The sequence below is a fragment of the Streptomyces sp. 378 genome, from assembly GCF_030124145.1.
In the GTDB taxonomy this organism is placed as follows: domain Bacteria; phylum Actinomycetota; class Actinomycetes; order Streptomycetales; family Streptomycetaceae; genus Streptomyces.
The window spans coordinates 55,702-74,771 of record NZ_JASKMS010000035.1 but is presented as its reverse complement, the minus strand read 5'-3'; the positions used below and the strand labels follow the sequence as shown (position 1 = coordinate 74,771).

The window sequence follows — 19,070 nt, the reverse complement described above, 5'->3', positions numbered from 1 at the left end:
AGCACCGGGGACACATCGGACATGGGGCCAGTGTGAGCAGCGCCGACGTCCCACCGGCGCACGGCGGCCGGGACACGCGGCCGATGGCTACGGCCGGGCTACCGGGGCCACTCTCCGCGTTCGCCGGGCACAGTGCCGGGTGTGGTCGAACGGGCCCCCGTGTTATTCAATGAGGAGTGCGGTCAGGGATCTCGGGGCCCCGCCGCACGGGTCCGCACACTGCCCCGGCACCGTACCGGGGATTGCTGAGAGAGCCGCATGGACTCCACACCCCCGCCCTCGTCCTCCTCGGCGTTCGACCTGGTCAGCCGCGCTCTGGGGCGCTACATCCCGCGCGGTGGAGCGACAACGGCCGGTTCTGCCGACGCGCGGGGCGACCGCCCCACGGGCCCACGGGTCCCCGACGACCCGACGGCGAGCCGTCAGGAGCAGATCCTCGGCGCCGTCAACCTGGACATGGACCTGTACATCACCCGCTGCAACCTGGACGCCCCCGTGTTCAGGGGCCTGGAGGCGGGGGCCGGGAAATCGTTCGTCGAGCTGCTGCCCCCGGGGGACGTGGCGACGGTCACACGGCGGTTGCGGCAGGTTCTCCAGAGCGGTGAGGCGCACGTCGCCCGCATCCAGCGCCTGCGACGTGGCGACGGTTCGGAGCTCGTCGTCTCGATGAGCATCCTGCCCGCCGCGGCGCCGGAGGAGGGCCTGACCGTCTCCCTGATCGCCATGGCCAGGCGGCTGCACCTCTACGCCGCCGAGACCGCGATCGGCACCTCGCTGGACATCGGAGAGACCGCGCAGTCCCTGGCGGAGTCCCTGCTGGCCTGGGGCGACGTCGCCGCCGTCGACCTCGACTTCGCCGTCTGGACGGGCGAGGGAGTGTCCGGGAAGGGGCAGGGGCGCATCCGCCTGCGGCGGGCGGCCCTGGTGCCGGACCGTGCGTGGCCCGAGGGGTACATGACCCCGGGCGACGACCTGCCCGGCGACGCGAGCCGCCTGCTGACCCAGGCTGTACTGCGGGACGACGCCCCGCAGACCATCGTCATACCCGACCGGGAGGCGGTCGAGCGGGTCTTCGGCAGCCCACGCGTCGCGCGCGCCCTGGTGCCCAGCGACCGGTCGGCGGGTGTGGCGTGCATACCACTGGTCCTGGACGGCACTCCGCCCGTCATGCTGGGCGTGGCGGAGGTCTGGCGCCGGGCCGACTGCCCCTTCCGCGACAGCGAGCTGTTCGACCTGCAGGAACTGGTGGCCAGGACCGCCCATCACGTCGACCTGGCTCGTCAGCACCAGCGTGAGCACACGCAGGTGCTGGCGTTGCAGCGCAGGCTCCTGCCGCGGACGGGCGGCGCCACCGTCGAGATCGCCAGCGTCTACCAGCCCGCCACCCCCGACAGCGCGGGCGTCGGCGGCGACTGGGTGAACAGCTTTCCCCTGCCCGACGGCCGAACCGCGCTGGTGGTCGGTGACGTCGTCGGCCATGGCCTGGGGGCCGCGGCGACCATGGGCCAGCTGAGTATGGAGGCCCGCGCGCTGCTGTCCGCGGGGCTCGCCCCCGACGAGGTGCTGGAGCACCTGGACGAGACCGTGTCGATGCTGGACGACGCGGACTCCGGGCTGGCGGCCGGCTACAGCGCCCTCGGGTCGACCTGCTGCATCGCCCTCTACGATCCGGTCAGGCACGACGTGGCGCTGTCCAGCGCCGGCCACCTCCCCCCGGTTCTGGTCTCCCCGGACGGGCACGCGGGGCCGCTCCCGGTCCGACCTCACCCGGGTCTGGGCGCCGAGTTCGCGCTGCGCGAGCCGTTCGACGTGTACACGTTCGCCGCACCGCCGGGTTCCCTGCTCGCCCTGTACACCGACGGTCTGGTGGAGGACCCCGCACTGTCGATCGACGAGGGCATCGGCAGGCTCGCGGGCGCCGTGTCCCTGGTGCATCCCTGGGACGCCCTGCAACAGGCCGTACGGCACATCGTCTCGGCGGTGGCCCCCGCGCGCCAGCGTGACGATGTGACCCTGCTGCTCGCTCGGATGATCGGCTACCGCAAGGAGGACACGGCGACCTGGCGACTGCCCGCCCGCCGCGACGCCCCCGCCCGCGCCCGCGCGCAGGTCTCCGCCCTGTTGAGGCAGTGGCGCACCCGGGACGACACCCGGTACAGCGTGATGCTGCTGGTCAGCGAGCTGGTCACGAACGCGGTGCGCTACGCCACCGGTCCCGTCACGGTCCGGCTGATCAGGTCCGGTCAGGGTCTGCTGTGCGAGGTCGGTGACACCGGCAACGGAAGACCGCGCGTGAGGCGGGTCGACCTGCTCGCCGACGGTGGCCGTGGCCTGAGCATCGTGCACCGGCTCACCACCCGGTGGGGGGTGCGCTGGACGGACACCGGGAAGGTGGTCTGGGCGGAGGTCGCGAGGTGACGCGGCTGCGCGCCGGGGACTACGCGGTGACGCCGGGGGCCCGTGGGCCGGCCCCCGGCGGGGCGCCCTCGCGCTAGAGCCACACGCCGTCCAGGGCCGTGGCGGTGAGACCCGGGGCGGCCGCGTACAGAACGGCGCGATGGCCCGGCTTCTGCTGCCCGGCGTCATGCGCCCGCCGCAGAATGTCGAACACGGCGGCGCCCCCGCGGTTGCCGCTGGTGTAGCTCTCCCGGCTGTAGTCCAGCAACCCCGCCGGCCACGCGTCGGGCATCGTCTGCTCCATGTACTCCAGCACCCGGGTCCCGCCGGGGTGCGCGAGCAGTACGTCGGGGTGCCAGGAGGTGGGGTCGTCCTGGTACCGGACGCGCAGCCACTCCCACATCGCGGTGACGGTCTGCTGTACGGCGCGCGGCCCGCGCCGGTCCATCACGAAGTGGGTCCCGTCCGCCCGCGTCTCCAGGCGGTGCAGATCCTGGGTGCCGGGCAGGGTGTGGTGCCAGGCGGCGTCCAGCCGCAGCACCGACTCGGGCCTCGGGCGGCCCGTGAGCACCGCGGCGACCGCGGTGTCCGCGAACAGCAACCGGACGATCAGGGACTCGAGGGTGTCGTCCGCGGGCTGGTAGGTCGTACTGAGCGCCTCCGCTATGACGACCAGGACCACCCGGTCGGGGTCGGCGGCCACGAGGTCCGCGGCCAGCGCCAGGGAACGGGTCCCCGCTATGCAGGCCCACTGCGTGGCCGGCAGCAGCATCACGTCGTCGCGGAGCGGAAGCTTGTTGGCCAGGGCTATGTCCAGGCCGGGAAGTGCTGGGGTCGTGGAGTGACTGGTGATCAGGCAGTCGACGTCCGCGGCGTCCAGTCCGGCGATCTGCAGGGCCCCGCGCGCCGCATGCTCACCGTAGGACTGCACGGCCTCCCACGCCGGCGCCGTGCGCTCCTGGACGGTCTGCGGCGCGGGTACGGTTTCGAGGGTGGCGATCACGCGGTCCACGTCCTGCCGGGTGAACCCGTCGCGCGTCAGTGCCTGTTGGGCCGGCTGGACGCCGACAGCCCGCAGTCCGTTGCCCTTGCCGGGTGCGACGGCTGCCTCCAGTGGCAGCATCCAGCCACGGGTCTCGATGCCGGTACTGGCGGCGATGCCGTCGATGCGAGGCGCCCACGCCGCTTGCGGATGCCGGTCGCTCACCTCCGCCACGATCTGGCTGGTCTTCACGGCGTGCTCGCCGTGTATCACGGCAGGGGGGCAGAGGTAAGCGGCCATGATGGTGCACCTTCCAAGGAGAACAGGGGGAATGCCACGCGTGCTGTGCCATGGGTCACTTTGGAGCTTCGCGCCCAAGAAGACGCCGATGAGGCCCATTTCGGGCGTCGGCATCCGATTCGAGCATGCACGCCAAATGGACATTTCCGCTGTGATGCAGACAACTTAGGCGCACTTTGAAGGGTGTGACACGCCTCACGACGACTCGGATTCCAGCCTGCGGTGCGGAAGTGGCGGAGAATCGGGGGCTGTTCGATCAGCAAGTGCTCCCGGATCCGCGCGGGCAGGCGAGCGCGTAGCCGGGCAGCGGTGCGCGGCGATGGGCGGAAGCAGACGGCCCGCGTAGAGGGAGAGGGTGTGCGGACCCGGCCGTTCGACGAGGGCGATGCCGGCCGCGCGGGTCAGCGGGGCGAGGTGCTGGGCGGCGTCGGCGCACGCCGCCGGGAGTAGCAGAGCCCGGTGACTTCGGTCAGCCCTCGGGCGATCACCTCCACCTCCCGCCCGGCCGGACGGTCCTGGCCCACGGTCAGAGCAGGGAGGGCAGGTCGACGGCGTGGCAGCCGGTCAACCCGGCCCGCGCGTACTGCTGTTTCTTCAGCAGCCCGCTGGGGGAGGGAGCACCGGCTGGAACGGCTGCTCGTCACGGCCCGGGCGGGCCGCCGCCACCGGGTGTACGGCATCCATCGGCCGCGGCGGCCCTGGACACGTCGACGCTGATCGCCGGGCGCTGGCGATGAAGGCGTGGATCGCACTCTGCCAGGGCGACAACCCCGCCGCCGCGACGTCCCTGGCCGAATGCCGTGCCGCGGCCCGGGAGTTGCCGAACGGCCCGGCCGCGCCGGATGCATCCGGAAACACCGCGCCCGTGACGGTGAGGTCGAAGCGCACGCGGCTCGTCTCCCGTGCCTCACCGACGGTCGGGGAATCCCCGCCCGGTCACGCTCTCTCCTCCGCCCGGCCGTCGACCGGAATGCCGAGCCGGTCTGCCACGCTGGTGAGGGCCGTTCCCAGCGGAAGTGAAACCCTCGTGAGGGAGTGCTGGTCACCTCGGGTCTGGTCCCGGTTGATGATCAGTACGGGCTTCCCGGCCTGGGCTGCCTGGCGGACGAAGCGGAGCCCCGACATCACCGTCAGCGAGGAGCCCAGGACCAGCAGCGAAGTCGCCCTGCGGACCAGTTCGCGGCAGTGTTCGACGCGCTGCGGCGGAACGGTCTCGCCGAAGAACACGACGTCCGGCTTCAGGATCCCGCCGCAGATCACGCAGGGCACCACGCGAAAACCTCCGACCTGTTCGTCGGTGAGATCGGCGTCACCGTCCGGATTGATTCCGGCCGCCACGGGCTCGAACCCCGGATTGGCCTCCTCCAGTCGCCGGGCGAGCTCACGGCGCGGACTGAAGGCGCCGCACGAAAGGCAGACGACCCTGGCCAGGGTCCCGTGGAGTTCCACGGCGTCCTCGCTGCCGGCGGCCTGGTGCAGGCCGTCCACGTTCTGCGTGATGACACCCGAGAGCAGGCCCTGTCGTCCGAAGGCGGCCACAGCCCGGTGCCCGGCGTTGGGGAGGGCCCGGCCGAAGCTGCGCCAGCCGAGGTGGCTGCGCGCCCAGTACCGGCGCCGGGCCTGGGCGTCGGCGATGAAGTCCTGGTAGGTCATCGGCGTGTGCCGGCTGAGGCTCCCGCCCTCGCCCCGGTAGTCGGGGATGCCCGACTCCGTGGAGATCCCCGCTCCGCTGAGCACCAGCACACCGCCGGTGCTCAGCGCATCGACGACCGGCTCCGGATCCGTGGTGCCCGGCGGCAGATCCTCGGCCGGGGTCCAGCTCAGGGTGGGGCGCATGCGCATGCGGTCAGGGTACGGAACGGCAGCCCGAAACGGCTGCCGCGGACCGGAGCGCACCCGGTCTGCTCTGGTTTCCGCGCATCGCAACGTCGTACAACGAAGCAGTTTCCGCTTTGGTGAATGCAACGTTGGCTTGTCGCTCGCTGGAAACAACGAACCAGCCGACCGAGGAGCACGCCGCGCGCCTCGGGTCACCTTCGGAGCCGCGCAGGGCCCGGACCACCCGGCGATCGCGGAGGCCGTTCGGGAGGTCGCCGCCCGCAACGACGAAGGGCACTGAGGGTGCGAGCGGCGGACGGACTGTCAAACAGGCTGCCCGTGCCGCCCGTTCCACCCCTCGGCTCCCGGTCCCATGGAGTCGACACCAGGAGGAGATGTTTGCTCGGGCGGAATCGGCGTACCCGATGAACTAACACATCCCTTATACGACGAAGCGGAGACGCACCATGGGCATCATTGCTTGGATCATCATCGGGCTGCTCGCCGGCGCGATCGCCAAGGCCCTGATGCCGGGCAAGGACCCGGGCGGCATCATCATCACCATGCTCATCGGCATCGCCGGCGGTCTGCTCGGTGGCTGGCTCGGCAAGGTGATCTTCGGGGTCGACTCGATGGACGGGTTCTTCCACCTTTCCACCTGGATCGCCGCGATCGTCGGCTCCCTGGTCCTGCTCGCCATCTACCGCCTCGTCACCGGCAACCGGCACTCGCACCGTCACGCATGACGCGTTGAGGCATACGCCTCAGGAGACATGGGCGGCTCCTTCCCCGGCACAGGGGACGGAGCCGCCCTGGCGTGTCCGGGCCGCGCGCTCCGCAACGACCGGGTCGTCCCCGCCTCGCTCAGGGAGGCAACCCTGCACGGCACGGCAGGCCCCTGGCCTCGAGGAGCGCTCAGCGTTTGAGCGCGCAGGTGAAGTCGTCGGAGAGCTTGCCGTTCAGCCGGACTGCCGAAACGAGCATCCCTTCCGCGATCAGCCTCTCGGTCTCGGCCCGTGAAAAACCGCATCCTTGGGCGATGAGCCGCACCGGCCGGACGGGAATCCGTGCCGCGAAACGGACCGCGACCTCGACCACTTCGCGGTCCCCAGGATCCGAACCGCCGGTGTCGAGACGCCAGGCGTCGTTCCAGTCGAGGGCGATGCGATTGCGGCGCCGCACGACCGAATCCTGCAGCAACTCTCCGCCAGGGCGGGGTCGTTGCCGTGCAGCCGGTCCAGCAGTTCGGGTCGTACGGAGCGCACACGCATCCGCTCCAGGACGGTGAGCTTCGCCGTTTCCTCGCAGGAGGTACAGAGCGCGAGGAGCCAGGCGTCGATGAGTTTGTGGTTCGCGTTGACACGGAACGCGCCGTCTGCCCGGAATCGCTGCGACGCGCACGCGTGGCAACGGCGGATGACGAGCGGCAGGCAGACGGGCGCGACCACCCAGGTATCGAGCACAGAAGTACACCGGTTCCAGTGAGAAGTCCGCAGCAAAAAGCAGCGCGGCGCGCAGGCGCGACGCGCGACACATCAGCGCTCGGAAGGTCTCACAGGGTGTACAACGGCACGTCCTTGCCCAGATGACTCGGTCCGTCGGCACGCTAGTGGCGAACGGCCGCGCGGTTCCACCGCTTCTCGAGCGGCTCACGGCGACGGGCTCCCCATCGGCGCCGTCAGTCTCGGTGCGTCCACCACCGCCATGTCGCTGCCGCCTGCTCGGTCAGGTGAAGCCGGGCGGGGCAGGGGTCTGCTGGAAGAGCTCGGTGGGGACGGTGTCGGCAAGGGCCCGGTAACCGGCGGGGTTGAGGTGAAGATGGTCGCCGACGTCGTAGGCGGGGGAGAGCCGACGGATGTTCCGGGGATCGCGGACCGCCTGGTCGAAGTCGATGACGGCGTCGAATCGGCCGCTGGTGCGGATCCACGCGTTGACCGCCTGCCGGGAGGACTCGTGGAGGCCGGCGGCGTCGTCGTAGCCGTTCCCCTCGAAGGGGGTGAGCGTGGCTCCGTAGACGCGGATGCCCTGGGCGTGTGCTCGGGTGATGATCTGCCGGTAGGCGTTGACGAGGTCGGCCGTGACCTGCTCCGCCGTCGACTCCGAGGTTCCGCCGGGGATGTCGTTGATCCCCTGGAAGACGAGGAGGCGGCTGACGCCGCTCTGGGCGAGGACGTCACGGTCCAGACGGGCCAGCGCGTTGGGGCCCGGGCCGTCGTGCAGGACGCGGTTGCCTCCGGCCGCTTGGTTGAGGATCGCGATGTCGGAGGTGGCAGGCCGGGACTGGAGCCGGTCGAGGAGCTGATCGGGCCACCGGTCGTTTCCGTTGGTGGTGGATCCGCGTCCGTCGGTGAGTGAGTCCCCCAGCATCACGGCCGCGGCGGTGGTGCGGGTGGACCACGCCTCGAGGCCGCTGAGGAAGTACCAGTGATCGACCGGGGTGGCGCCGGGCAGGTCGCTGTCGCCGAGGTGGTCACCGGACAGCATGTGGGAGGTCGTTCTCGAGCCCGGGTGTGAGGTGATGGAGCCCGATGCCTGGCCGTCGGCCAGGTAGAGCGTGACGGTCAGATTGCTCCCCGGCCGGACCTCGAAGTCCAGTGGGTCGCTGACCGCCTGAGCGCCCTTCGGAATGTCGATGCCCGCACGCCCGCCGAACGTCACCGGACGCGCACTGCCGGGCACGACGGCGCTGACGCCCGCCTTGCCGTCCGCCGGGTGTGCCATGGAGGCGGCGGTGACGGGCAGGTCCGTACCCCCGAACGCGTTGGACAGGCGTATCCGCGTGTACCGGCCGCCCACGGACACGCGTACCGTCTGGCGCAGTGTGGCGTCCACCAGGACGCGGTCGCCCCGGGTGAACGGAGCGGGCGGCAGGTCGGCGGGCTCGGTCAGTTGGGGCACGGCGGTCCATGTGGTGACCCAGTGCGCGCCCTTCGTCGTCGGGCTGGGGTAGCCGGACGGGTGGGTCGCTTCGGCGCGCGCCGCACCCGCCGCCGCGGAGGCGAAGGGACCGGTGGCCGCCACAGCCGGTGTGACGACGACACGCCCCGAAGCTGATCTCCGTTTCATGAACGGCATTCCTCCGTCTGCGCGGGTATGTGCTTCGAACCGGTCAGGCCGGACCTCGTGAAGTGGAAGCGGTGGTGAAGGGGAGACGCAGGCGTTCACGTAGAAGGACTGATGACATGGGTGCGAACTGCCTGGGGAATGTAGAGCTGCTCGCTCGTCAGGGTCAAGGAGCCTGCGACGTGCGGTGATGCAGGGGACGCGAGTGGAGGGCGGGAGAGTGTCCGTGTGTCCGCACGCGTGTGGAATTCCCTGGCGTCGGCGCGGCGCATACCGATCGACGGCCGAAACATCGCGCTGCCGTAGTGACCGGCCACGGCCCGATGCAACCCCGTCATCCGATCGGCTCGGGTCTTCGGCGGCCCATCAGGCGCTGAGAGCCTCGTGGAGGGTTTCGCGGCAGTCGAGGATGGTGTCGATGCCGACGATGTGCATCGTGCGCTTCACGGACTCGCCCGCTGCGGTCAGACGCAGCCAGCCGCCGGCTTCGCTGAGCGTGCGGTGGGCGGTGATGAGGATGTTGATGCCGGTGGAGTCCATGAAGGTCACACCGCTCATGTCGACCACCACGCGATGGCACGCGGCATCGGAGAAGTACAGAGCCTGCTGGAACCGGTTGCCGGTGTGGTGATCGATCTCTCCGGTGAGCGTCAGGACGCGGATGCCTTCCATGGTGGTGGAGACGACCGACAGCTGGTCCGACCTCTCAGCTGGTTCGGGGTTCGTCATATCTCCCTCAGCCATGTCGGTGATACTGGCAGACCGGAAATGTGTACCGGGCGCTCCCTGCATCGTAGGGCCAACGCCGCCGGATGGCGGAGCCGACGACGGGCGCATCGGAGCGTCGACCGCGCTCACCCGGGTACGCGGAACGTGTGTACGGGGAGCGAAGGCAGCGATGAGGGAACCAGAGCCCTCGGGCCGTGAGGACGCGGCCCCGGCCGGGCGTGCTTGGCAGACCAGTGTGGCTCTGGACGGGGCCGGCACCGATATCGCTCAGGCCCGGCACCTGGCTGCGGACTTCCTGGCCAGGGGGCAGGCCGAACGAGGGCTGAAGGTCTCCCGGCGAGGCCTGGATCTCACGCAACTCGTGGTCAGTGAGCTGGTGACCAATGTCTGCAAGTACGCACCGGGCCCGGCACTGATGAACCTCCGCGTCGATGGTGATGTGGTCGAGGTGACCGTGTGGGATTCCGCCCCGGTACTGCCGGTGGCCAGGGGTGCCGACGCCGGCCGGGTGGGCCAGCACGGCCTGGAGATCGTGATGACGGTCGCCCAGGACTTCGAAGCGCGGCTGGAGCGATTCGGCAAGAGCGTCACCGCCCGCATCGCCCTGACGGACGACCCTGCCGACACGCCCCAGAACGACCGGCACTAGGTGTATTGATCACGAGGGTTGTTGACACGTACGGGTCTTGATCATGGCGAAGACCTCCGGTGTGGTGGAGCTGTCTAGGACTGCACCGCACGGAGGTCTTCGTGTCCCACCGTAATGCCCGGCTGACCGTTCACGGCAGGCGGCTGCTGGTCGAACGTGTCTGTGCCGGCCGTCCGGTCGCGCATGTCGCGGCCGAGATGGGCATCTCCCGCGCCACCGCCCACAAGTGGGTTCGTCGCTGGCGGGCCGAGGGCGAGGCACCTCAGCCGCGGTCAGGGACGCGGTGGCCAGGAGTGCGGCCGCGGCCGTCCCCGTCGGCGGCAGCCGGTCCCGAAACGGCTTCCGCCCCGCGCCCGGGTTGCCGGTCTCGACCCGTGGCCCGGGGCATGCTGGTTGCCGTGACGGCGGTACGGCACTCGCGTGTGCCGCGACGACCGACCCGGGACGCACCACCGGCGGCCCGGGGTGAGGCAAGGGGCATCAGGTGACGGACCACGGGCGAGCGGACCAGCCCTCCGGCACGGAGGCCGGTGTACTGGCGGACCGTCTGAAGGAGCGCATCTACGCGACCATCACGATGATCGCCGTGGTGGTCGGTCTGTCGCTCGGTGACGTCGGTTCCCTCGGCGCTGTCGCCACGGTTGTGACGACCGCACTGGGTCTGTGGCTCGCGGCGCTCGTCGCCGACCAGCAGGCGCACCGCACCGTCCACCGCCACTTCGCCACCGGCCACGAGCTTCGCCGCATGCTGTACGTGAGCAGCCCACTGCTCTCCTGCGCCGCAGGCCCGGCCGTGCTGATCGCCTTGGCGGCGCTGGACGTCCTGTCCTTGGACGCCGCGCTGTTGGCGGCGGCGGGAGTGTGCGTCGTCTCGCTCTTCCTGTGGGGCTGCCTGGGCGGGCTGCGCACGGGAGGCGGCGCCCTGGCGGCGGTGGTGGCCGGCCTCGTGGACGCGGCGATCGGTGTGGCGGTCGCCCTCGTGAAGGTGGCTGCCGGGCATTGAGGAGGCGCGACCGGGACCGTTGGCGGCCCGCCGCGGCCGACCGGCTCTCAGGATGCGTCCTCGTAACGGGTGGCCATCGCGGCTGCGCGATCGCGCAGCGCGGTACGCAACGACGCCGGGGCGAGGGCCTCCGCGTCCGTGCCCAGCCGCCACAGCGCCCACTCGGCGTGGCGTAGATCCTGGAACGTCACGTCGAGCCGCAACCAGCCGTCTGGGCCGGGTTCCGTCGCGCGGACGGCCACCACGCTGCTGAGCAAGTCCTCGTGCCGCTTGGGAGCCACCCGTATCCGCACGACGATATGGCCGTCGGCCAGAAACCGCGCGCAGCGTTCCTGCCAGACCCGGTCCAGCTCGACCCGGTCCGGTCGCTGTGCCGGTTCGGGGAGTTCCTCGGCCGCCGACACCCGCGACAGCCGGTAGGTGCGGTCCGCGGCGGCTCTCGTGGCCAGCAGGTAGCCACGGTCACGTACGGTCACCAAGCCGATCGGGTCCACCGTGCGCCATCGCGGTGGCTGGCCGGTGGCCGCGTAGTGGATGCGTAGTTTGTGTCCGGCGAGCACCGCCCGCCGGATTTCGGTCATGACCGTGCCGGGCACCTCCTCTGTGACCGGCCGGCGGGAGAGCAGATCGGTCTCCGGCTCGACGAGAAAACGCCGGGCCGCGTCGCTCGTGGTGGCTCGATGATCTTCGGGAAGCGCGTCGACCACCTTGCGCATGGCCGAAGCGAGCGCCGAGCCGAGGCCGAATGCCTGCTCGCCGCGCTGCGATCCGGCGGTCAGCAGGGCAAGGGTCTCGTCGTGATTCAGTCCGGTGAGCTCGGTGCGGAAGCCGGGCAGCAACGCGAACCCGCCGTGCCGACCGCGTTCGGCGTAGACCGGTACGCCGGCCGCGGACAGCGCCTCGATGTCGCGCAGCACAGTACGAGTGGACACCTCGAGCTCGCGGGCGAGGGTGCCCGCGGTCAGCCGGCCGCGCTGACGCAGCAGCAGCACCAGCGAGACCAGCCGATCGGCGCGCATGCGGGAACCGTATCGAATACATGACGAAGGGTGTCGTGCTTTGTTGGAAGGCTGCTGTGCACCGACGTCGACCACGACGACGGCAACCCGATGCTTCGAGGAGCTGATGTGGCAGTGGAACGCACGGCAGTCAACCCGGTGACGTGGTCGGTGGAGAAGGGCTTCAACCAGGGTGAGATCGTCACCGGGCACACCCGGACCCTGTATTGCTCCGGACAGACCGCGATGAGCGGCGACGGCAAGCCGGAGCACGAGGGCGACATGGCCGCGCAGTTGGCGCTGAGCCTCGCCAACCTGGAGGCCGTGCTCGGCGCGGCCGGCATGTCCCTCGCGAACCTGGTCCGGCTCAACGTCTACACCACCGACGTGGATCTGCTGTTCCCGCACTACGGCGTACTGGCGGGGCGATTGGCCGCGGCCGGGGTGGCGCCCACCACGACGATGCTCGGGGTGACCCGACTGGCGATCCCCGGCCAGATGGTCGAGCTGGAGGGAACCGCCGTGGCGTGAGGTGACCTTGCGGCCCGTCGAGCTGCCGCGCTCGGCGTCAGCGGTCAGTGGTCCGCGTCGTCGTTCTGCGCCTGCGTCTCGGGAGCAGGGGTCGGCTCGGACGCCGGCGCACTGTAGAAGACTGACCTGCCCTGCTTGGTGCGCTCGGCCTGGCTCTTGGCGACGAGTCCCTCAAGCGTGACGCGGACGACCTTGGCGGCGATGTCGCGCTTGGGATGTGCCTTGCCGAGCGCTGTGGAGATCTCCGCGGCGGATCGAGGTTCCTTCTGGTCGGCGAGGTGCCGCCGGATGAGCTCCACGAGGGTGGGCTGAGCCGCCGCCTTCGAAGCGCCCGCCTTCGAAGCGCCCGCCTTCGCGGTGCTCACCTTCGCAGCACCCGCCTTCGCGGTTTCCGCCCCCTCGACCGGGGACTTCTTGGCGGTGCTCTTGCGCGGCGCGGCGGAGGAGGCAGGTGCCTTGGCCTTCCCGCCGGATGCGGCACCGGCCTTCTTCCGCCGTGGAGAAGGAACCTCGACCCTCTCGGGCTCGGTGGTCTGCTCGGCCTGAGCCTTTGCGATACCGAGTGCCTTCTGCACGTTCACCAGTACGGTGTGGTCGCGCTGCAGAGCGGCGAGCTGCTCCTGCAGAGCGGCGATCTCCGCATTGATGCGTTCCTGTTCCTTGACGTTCGACTCAAGGTCGCCGGTCACCTGGTTGATGTACTGCGATGCCAGTTCGGTGGCGGGAACTGTTGTCTCGGGCATGGTGGTGAACCTTTCCTGGGCGTGTGGCCGTGCCGCGATGATGCCTGCTCTCGGGCAGGAGTCTCGTCGGTCGGCAGCAACGCCGCATGTGCCGCAAGATGCCTTGGTGTAGTGATGGTACGGACAAGAGAAGCCGGTTGTTCCCGTCGAGTGATGTTCCTTTGCTCGGCACGACCCTCGGTACTGTCATGCGCGGTGTACAACAGGACTGCTGCCGACGGGAGTTGTCTCCTGCGACCGGGGCGGGAGGTGCCCGAAGATGTCAGCGACAACCGCGCACCGCGAAAGGGTGGCGGGACAGTCCTGCCGATCACCGCGGCCGGAAGAGCCCCGGCGCGGATCGCTGACCAAGCGGACACGGTTCAGGGAGCACCGACGGCCGGTGACGGCCGGCCAGGACGACTCGGAACCCGCGGCAGTCGGGCAAGCGCCCTATCGGCGGTTGGCGCGGGGGGATTGCGCGCGTCGGGGTGGCTCCCACGGGGTCCGGTGGCCCTACTGTCGGATCCGCTACCGAGGAGGACTGCTCATGCGCAGCGTGACCTATTCGATGGGCGTCTCACTGGACGGCTACATCGTCGGGCCGGACGGCGGCTTCGACTGGACGACGCCGGACGACGCCGTCTTCCGCTTCTGGATCGAGGAGATCCGGGATGTCGGCGTCCATCTGCTGGGACGACGGCTGTACGAGACGATGCTGTACTGGGAGACCGCCGCTCAGGACCCCTCGCTCGACGACTCCGAGCGCGAGTGGACCGCGCTCTGGAATCCCCTCCCGAAGGTGGTGTTCTCCACCACGTTGTCGGCGGTGCAGGGCAACGCCCGTCTCGCTTCCGGCGGTCTGGCGGAGGAGATCGAGCGGTTGCGGGCCGAACCGGGGGAGGGCGACATCGCGATCGGGGGCGCGACCCTCGCCGCCGAGGCGGCCGCACTGGATCTGATCGACGAGTACCGAACCGTGGTCCACCCGGTGCTGGTGGGCGGTGGCATTCCGTTCTTCCCCCGGAACGAGCGCAGGGTGGATCTCGAACTCGCCGAGACCCGCACCCTCAGTTCGAAGACGGTGTACCTCCGTTACCGCGTGGTGCGGTAGGACGGGCGCTGGGACGCCGGCCGGCGCCTGCCGACTGATGCCGTACCGGGGGTGCCGAGGACCTGGCGCCCCGTTCGGCCCATGGGTTCTTGGCGCGTTGTGGCCGTGACCTGTAGCTGTACCGGCATGAATCACAGATCAGTCAGGCCACTCGGGGTCTTCGCCGGTGTGGTGGCGCTCCTTCTGGGGTGTGCTGGACCGGGGAACGCCGCGGCGTACGGATCGGCTCGGTCGGCCGTGTCAGCACGGGACACCTATAGCGGCGAGGCCACGTACTACGACGTCGGCCTCGGCGCCTGCGGCACTTTCCACCAGAACACCGACTTCGTCGCGGCCCTCAACACGGCGCAGTACAGCCCGGACCTGTGCGGCAGGAAGATCCGGGTGACCGGCCCGGACGGCCAGGTGGACGTCACCGTCGCGGACAGTTGTCCGGGCTGTGGCCATGGCGACCTCGATCTGTCACCGGCGGCGTTCCAGGAGATCGCTCCCCTCAGCGCGGGGAGGATCGCCGTGACGTGGACCTTCCTCTGACAACCGACAGGCGGTCGGCACAAGCCTCTTCACCGTCATGTCGGCACAGGCCCTTCACCGTCACAGGGCCGGGGACGATCGCGCACCGGCTACCAGGACGGTAGCCGTCGTATCGTCATGGCGCCGCAGACGATCGCGCACCGGCTCCCGGAGAGCCGACGTCGTGCGGGACCGGGCCGCCCCCGGCCGGTATGCGCCCACACCACCGGTGCGCACCCGTCCGCGCGGCATGCGTGGCGGATCAGGGGGTACTGGCACGGCAAGCGGGGAGTGAGGGCGAGGCCAGTGGCATGTGCTGTTGATGGTGACGGATGTACAACACCGGAAGGGCATCTGACGCGCGTCGGCATTGCCTTGGGCGGTGACGACGGCTGCATCGCGGACGCCCGCCAGCACGCCGTCGCCTTCCTCGACCAAGCCGGTGACGACTATGGCCTGCTGGTGCCGGCGCGCGCGATGGACCTCACCCAACTGGTGGTCAGCGAACTGGTCACCAACTCCTGCAAGTACGCCTCCGGACCCGTTCTCGTGGAGTTCGGCCTCACCGTACGCGCGGTGGAGGTCGTCGTGCGGGACAGTGACCCGACGGTGCCCGCGGCCCGGGCCGCGGACCCCGGCCGGATCGGCGGCCACGGCCTGGAGATCGTCGAAGCGGTGACCGACGGCCTGTCCATCGATCGGGAGGCCGTCGGCAAGCGCATCACGGCCCGCATCGCTCTGGCCGAACCCGAGGCCGTCTTCCCCGGAGGCCCGCCGCTGTAGAGGGTCACAGCCCCCGAAGGTCTTGCGCAGGCCGAGTGTGGGCGCTTCCACGGCGACCTCTCGCCGTCGTCCCTTCCCGATCCTTCCGGGGTCTGCGGCTGCGGAGAGGGCGGTGCCCGCAGGCACCAGGGCCCTCCAGGACGGCGGCGGGGGACCTCGTCCCGTCCGCCGCTCGTCATGGGCCGGGCCGCCTCCGGCCACGGCGAATCGGGTTACCGCCAGTGACGCAGAAGCAGCGCCGGAGCATGACGCGTGAGCCAGGCGCCGGCCAGCCCGATCGCCGCCCCGGCGGCGACGTCGGTGGGATAGTGGGCACCCGACTGCACCCGCTCCACGGCCACCATGGCGGCCGGAACGGCGCACAGCGCGCCCGCGACCGGCCAGACGGGGATGACGGCGGCGGTGAAGGCGACTGCGGCCGCCGTGTGCCCGGAGGGGAACGAGGAGGAGTCGGGGCGGTCGGCGACCTCGTCGTGCGGGATCCACTCCGCGGGCGGCCTGGGGCGGTCGGCGAGCTGCTTGCACAGGCCGTTCGACGCCAGCTGTGCCACGACCATGGCCCCTATCCCGGCTGCCGCCGCCTTGCGGCCCCGCCATCCGCCCAGCCAGGCCATGGCCGCGGCGGCCCCGCACCAGAGCTTGGTGCTCTCCGCGCACTCCTCGACCGCGGACAGCGCCTTGGCGACTCTCGGCGGGGTGCGGGAAGCCGCCCGCTGGGTCAGAACGCGATCAGCCTCGAACAAACTCGTCAGCTCTGTCATGAACTGCGGTTATCCCGAACGCTACGAGGTAAGCAGCCAGGCCTTCCGAACCTGTCCGGCATCCGCCGGACGACGGTCATACCTCGTCCAGCCGGCGCAGGTCCTTCTCGGTCCACTTCCTGGTGTCGCGCGGCTGGGTGTAGGGCTCCTCGTGCGGGCACAGCCCCCCGGCGATCGCCCGCTGCCGGACGATCTCCGCGTCGAACTCCAGGCCGAGGAGAATCGCCAGATTGCTGATCCACAGCCAGACGAGAAAGACGATGACACCGGCCATGGTGCCGTACATCCTGTTGAACGACGCGAAGTTGGCGACGTAGAAGGCGAAGGCACCGGACGCGATCATCCAGATGACCAGGGCGAGGAAGCTGCCCGGCGTGATCCACCTGAACCCCTTCACCCTGGCGTTCGGGCTGGTCCAGTACAACAGCGCGATCATGATCGTGACCAGAAGCACCAGGACGGGCCATTTGGCGATCGACCACGCCGTCAGCGCGGTGTCGCCGATCCCGAGGGCCGTGCCGGCCTGGCGGGCCAGGGCGCCGGTGAAGACGACCATCAGGGCGCTGACGACGGCGAGTACCAACAGCGCGACCGTCAGCCCGACCCGAACAGGAAGGATCTTCCACATCGGGCGGCCCTCCGGCATGTCGTAGACACGGTTGGCCGCGCGGATGAACGCGGCCACGTATCCGGAAGCCGACCACACCGCCACGACGATGCCGACGACGGCCATGATCGACCCGATACCCGCGTTGCTCTGCAACTGGGTGACGGCGCCGGTGATGATGTCACGCGCGGCGCCGGGAGTGAACTTCTCGAGATTGTCCAGCATCGCGTCCGTGGCGGATTTGCCGGTGAGTCCGAGCAGCGACACCAGGACCAGCAGCGCGGGGAACAGCGACAACAGGCCGTAGTAGGTCAGCGCCGCGGCCCGGTCGGCCAGCTCGTCGTCCCTGAACTCACGCAGGCAGCCTTTCGGCATCGCCGCCCATGCCGTCTTCGGCAGCTTCGTCGGCTTGTCCGGTGCGCGCCGCTCCACCGCGGGGCCGGGGCCCACTTCCTCAGGCGGCGGGATGTCCGGTTCGGTTGCGTCGTCGCTGCCGTGGTGCTCTTTCCACCCGGGAAGTTGCGGCTTCATACCCGTCGAGTACCCGCGGGCGTCGGCTCAACCGGGCTACGGGGGCGGCTGGGGCGGAGGACATTCGCCCCCACGGGCAGCACCTCGTGCCGGGGCGGGCGCCCCTGGCCGGCAGCCCTGTGGCGGCGTCAGGCTGCCTCGCCGCGTTGGGCGGAATGCCTGGCCGGACTCCGTTCGGTACGGAACGGGGCGGCGCTGTGCACCAGTCGAAGGTGACGCTTACGCGCGTGTCGGGCCGCCGACGGGCGGGCCGACAGGCGGTCCTCGACACGATCCATGACATACAGCAGCACACCCAGAGCCGGCAGCAGCAGCAAGGCGACAGTGATCACAGCCCAGTTCCCTCCGGTCGGTGACATCCGGGTGCCCGCCCAGGCTCCGTCGGCGGCGGAGAAACGTGAGGGTCTTGTGACCGCATGGTGCAGGTGGCGCGTGGCCCCCGGGCTCCGTGTGCCGCCCGCGCATGGAACGCGGTGGCGGAAGCATCCGAGGGGGCATGGAGTGCGCGATCTACCGAGAGCAGACGGACGAGTGCGAAATGATCGAGTGCCGGTCGAAGGGCGAAGAATGCCAGGTCGTCCTCGACCGCCTGGCCGCGCTGAAGCCGGACGAGTTCGCCTGGATCAGGATGGACGAACCGGACCAGGACGAGCTGCAGCGACTGGGCGAGTACCTGGAGCTGCACCCCCTGGCGATCGAGGACGCCGTCCAAGCTCATCAGCGACCCAAGCAGGAGCGCTACGGTGACGTACTGGCGGTCGCCGTGCGGACACTGTGGTTCGTCGAACAGACCGAGGACGTCGAAACCGGCGAGGTGATGATCTTCCTCGGTCCGTCCTTCGCGCTGAGCGTCCGGCACGGTGCGGCCGACCCGACGGCGGAGGCTGCCGCCCGGCTGGCGGACGCCCCGCAGATGGCACGTCTCGGACCGGTGAGTGTCCTGCACGCGGTCATCGACGTGATCGTCGACGCCTACGCACAGGCGGCGGCACAGGTCCGCTCGGACCTCACCGAGCTGGAACGGTGCGTGTTCTCGCCCTCCCGCGACGACCTGACGGAGCAGATCTACTCACTCAAGCGGGAGGTCGTGGAGTTCCGCGACGCCGTCCAGCCCCTGGTGCCGGTGGTGCATGACTTCACCACACCGCGGGACGCCTGGCCGCGGCAGATGGTGCCGTACTTCCGCGACGTCGCGGACCACCTCACCCGCACCGACATCGAGGTTCACGCCTTGGACGACCTGCTCGGCTCCGTCCTGGACGCCCATCTGGCGAAGGTGAGCACCTGGCAGAACGACGACATGCGCCGCATCAGCGCGTGGGCGGCCATCCTGGCCCTCCCCACGCTGGTCGCAGGGGTCTACGGCATGAACTTCGCCGAGATGCCCGAGCTGGACTGGCGTTACGGCTATCCGTGCGCGCTGGCCGTGATGGCCCTGGGGGCCGGACTGCTGTACCGGGCCTTCCGCCGCAACGGCTGGCTGTGACACGCCGACCCTCTGCGCGGTGCAGCCGCCGACCGTGACCGCGACCCACCGCGGGCCGGTGAGGACCGGCGTATGGGGCCCCT

At 70.3% G+C, this 19,070-nt stretch carries 18 protein-coding genes and 2 pseudogenes; 10 read left to right on the top strand and 10 right to left on the bottom strand.

What is annotated here, in order from left to right:
- Positions 1-258: 258 nt before the first annotated feature.
- On the top strand, positions 259-2,418 hold the full coding sequence (locus QNO09_RS33905; protein WP_283974062.1) for a SpoIIE family protein phosphatase: 2,160 nt from the start codon (positions 259-261) through the stop codon (positions 2,416-2,418).
- 73 nt (positions 2,419-2,491) lie between these two features.
- Here the strand turns inward: QNO09_RS33905 and QNO09_RS33900 are convergent, their stop codons facing one another.
- Entirely contained in the window at positions 2,492-3,679 is a 1,188-nt protein-coding gene (locus QNO09_RS33900) for a beta-ketoacyl-[acyl-carrier-protein] synthase family protein (protein ID WP_283974061.1), read from the bottom strand.
- A 936-nt stretch (positions 3,680-4,615) separates the two neighbouring features.
- Positions 4,616-5,521 carry an NAD-dependent protein deacetylase gene (locus tag QNO09_RS33895; protein WP_283974060.1) on the bottom strand — a complete coding sequence of 302 codons (906 nt, stop codon included), beginning with the start codon at positions 5,519-5,521 and terminating at the stop codon, positions 4,616-4,618.
- 443 nt (positions 5,522-5,964) lie between these two features.
- Between QNO09_RS33895 and QNO09_RS33890 the strand changes: the two genes are divergently transcribed.
- Positions 5,965-6,243 carry a GlsB/YeaQ/YmgE family stress response membrane protein gene (locus tag QNO09_RS33890; protein ID WP_283974059.1) on the top strand — a complete coding sequence of 93 codons (279 nt, stop codon included), beginning with the start codon at positions 5,965-5,967 and terminating at the stop codon, positions 6,241-6,243.
- Positions 6,244-6,412: 169 nt separating this feature from the next.
- Here the strand turns inward: QNO09_RS33890 and QNO09_RS33885 are convergent.
- The 3 genes and pseudogenes from QNO09_RS33885 to QNO09_RS33875 all read right to left on the bottom strand — a co-directional run bounded on the left by QNO09_RS33885 (position 6,413) and on the right by QNO09_RS33875 (position 9,304).
- Positions 6,413-6,960, bottom strand: a pseudogene (locus QNO09_RS33885) (DUF1062 domain-containing protein).
- Positions 6,961-7,222: 262 nt separating this feature from the next.
- On the bottom strand, positions 7,223-8,563 hold the full coding sequence (locus QNO09_RS33880; RefSeq protein WP_283974058.1) for an SGNH/GDSL hydrolase family protein: 1,341 nt from the start codon (positions 8,561-8,563) through the stop codon (positions 7,223-7,225).
- 363 nt (positions 8,564-8,926) lie between these two features.
- Entirely contained in the window at positions 8,927-9,304 is a 378-nt protein-coding gene (locus tag QNO09_RS33875; protein WP_283974057.1) for an STAS domain-containing protein, read from the bottom strand.
- 154 nt (positions 9,305-9,458) lie between these two features.
- On the opposite strand from QNO09_RS33875, the gene QNO09_RS33870 reads away from it, so the two are divergent.
- The 3 genes and pseudogenes from QNO09_RS33870 (at position 9,459) to QNO09_RS33860 (ending at position 10,941) form a co-directional block, all read left to right on the top strand.
- Positions 9,459-9,938, top strand: coding sequence for an ATP-binding protein (locus QNO09_RS33870; protein WP_283974056.1), 480 nt, complete (start codon positions 9,459-9,461; stop codon positions 9,936-9,938).
- Between the two features lie 101 nt (positions 9,939-10,039).
- A pseudogene (locus QNO09_RS40115) lies at positions 10,040-10,258 on the top strand (helix-turn-helix domain-containing protein); the annotation flags it as partial.
- A gap of 164 nt (positions 10,259-10,422) precedes the next feature.
- On the top strand, positions 10,423-10,941 hold the full coding sequence (locus QNO09_RS33860) for a hypothetical protein (RefSeq protein ID WP_451521962.1): 519 nt from the start codon (positions 10,423-10,425) through the stop codon (positions 10,939-10,941).
- 47 nt (positions 10,942-10,988) lie between these two features.
- On the opposite strand, the gene QNO09_RS33855 is transcribed toward QNO09_RS33860, so the two are convergent.
- Positions 10,989-11,960, bottom strand: coding sequence for a helix-turn-helix transcriptional regulator (locus QNO09_RS33855; protein WP_283974054.1), 972 nt, complete (start codon positions 11,958-11,960; stop codon positions 10,989-10,991).
- 114 nt (positions 11,961-12,074) lie between these two features.
- On the opposite strand from QNO09_RS33855, the gene QNO09_RS33850 reads away from it, so the two are divergent.
- A complete protein-coding gene (locus tag QNO09_RS33850; protein WP_283974053.1) occupies positions 12,075-12,470 on the top strand; it encodes a RidA family protein in 396 nt (131 codons plus the stop codon).
- A 44-nt stretch (positions 12,471-12,514) separates the two neighbouring features.
- On the opposite strand, the gene QNO09_RS33845 is transcribed toward QNO09_RS33850, so the two are convergent.
- Positions 12,515-13,213, bottom strand: coding sequence for a hypothetical protein (locus QNO09_RS33845; RefSeq protein ID WP_283974052.1), 699 nt, complete (start codon positions 13,211-13,213; stop codon positions 12,515-12,517).
- A gap of 529 nt (positions 13,214-13,742) precedes the next feature.
- Here QNO09_RS33845 and QNO09_RS33840 point away from each other — a divergent pair.
- The 3 genes from QNO09_RS33840 to QNO09_RS33830 all read left to right on the top strand — a co-directional run bounded on the left by QNO09_RS33840 (position 13,743) and on the right by QNO09_RS33830 (position 15,602).
- Entirely contained in the window at positions 13,743-14,306 is a 564-nt protein-coding gene (locus QNO09_RS33840; RefSeq protein ID WP_283974051.1) for a dihydrofolate reductase family protein, read from the top strand.
- 237 nt (positions 14,307-14,543) lie between these two features.
- Complete coding sequence (locus QNO09_RS33835; protein WP_283974050.1) at positions 14,544-14,840, top strand: RlpA-like double-psi beta-barrel domain-containing protein; 297 nt, start codon at positions 14,544-14,546, stop codon at positions 14,838-14,840.
- A gap of 285 nt (positions 14,841-15,125) precedes the next feature.
- Positions 15,126-15,602, top strand: a complete 477-nt coding sequence (locus tag QNO09_RS33830) for an ATP-binding protein (RefSeq protein WP_451521967.1) — start codon at positions 15,126-15,128, stop codon at positions 15,600-15,602.
- 212 nt (positions 15,603-15,814) lie between these two features.
- Here QNO09_RS33830 and QNO09_RS33825 read toward each other — a convergent pair whose 3' ends face one another.
- From QNO09_RS33825 to QNO09_RS33815, 3 genes are all read right to left on the bottom strand, one after another.
- A complete protein-coding gene (locus QNO09_RS33825) occupies positions 15,815-16,363 on the bottom strand; it encodes a phosphatase PAP2 family protein (RefSeq protein WP_283974049.1) in 549 nt (182 codons plus the stop codon).
- 76 nt (positions 16,364-16,439) lie between these two features.
- Positions 16,440-17,501, bottom strand: a complete 1,062-nt coding sequence (locus tag QNO09_RS33820) for a YihY/virulence factor BrkB family protein (protein ID WP_283974048.1) — start codon at positions 17,499-17,501, stop codon at positions 16,440-16,442.
- Between the two features lie 128 nt (positions 17,502-17,629).
- Positions 17,630-17,833, bottom strand: coding sequence for a hypothetical protein (locus QNO09_RS33815; protein WP_283974047.1), 204 nt, complete (start codon positions 17,831-17,833; stop codon positions 17,630-17,632).
- Positions 17,834-17,997: 164 nt separating this feature from the next.
- Here QNO09_RS33815 and QNO09_RS33810 point away from each other — a divergent pair, with 164 nt between their 5' ends.
- Entirely contained in the window at positions 17,998-18,987 is a 990-nt protein-coding gene (locus QNO09_RS33810; protein WP_283974046.1) for a magnesium and cobalt transport protein CorA, read from the top strand.
- Positions 18,988-19,070 lie beyond the last annotated feature (83 nt).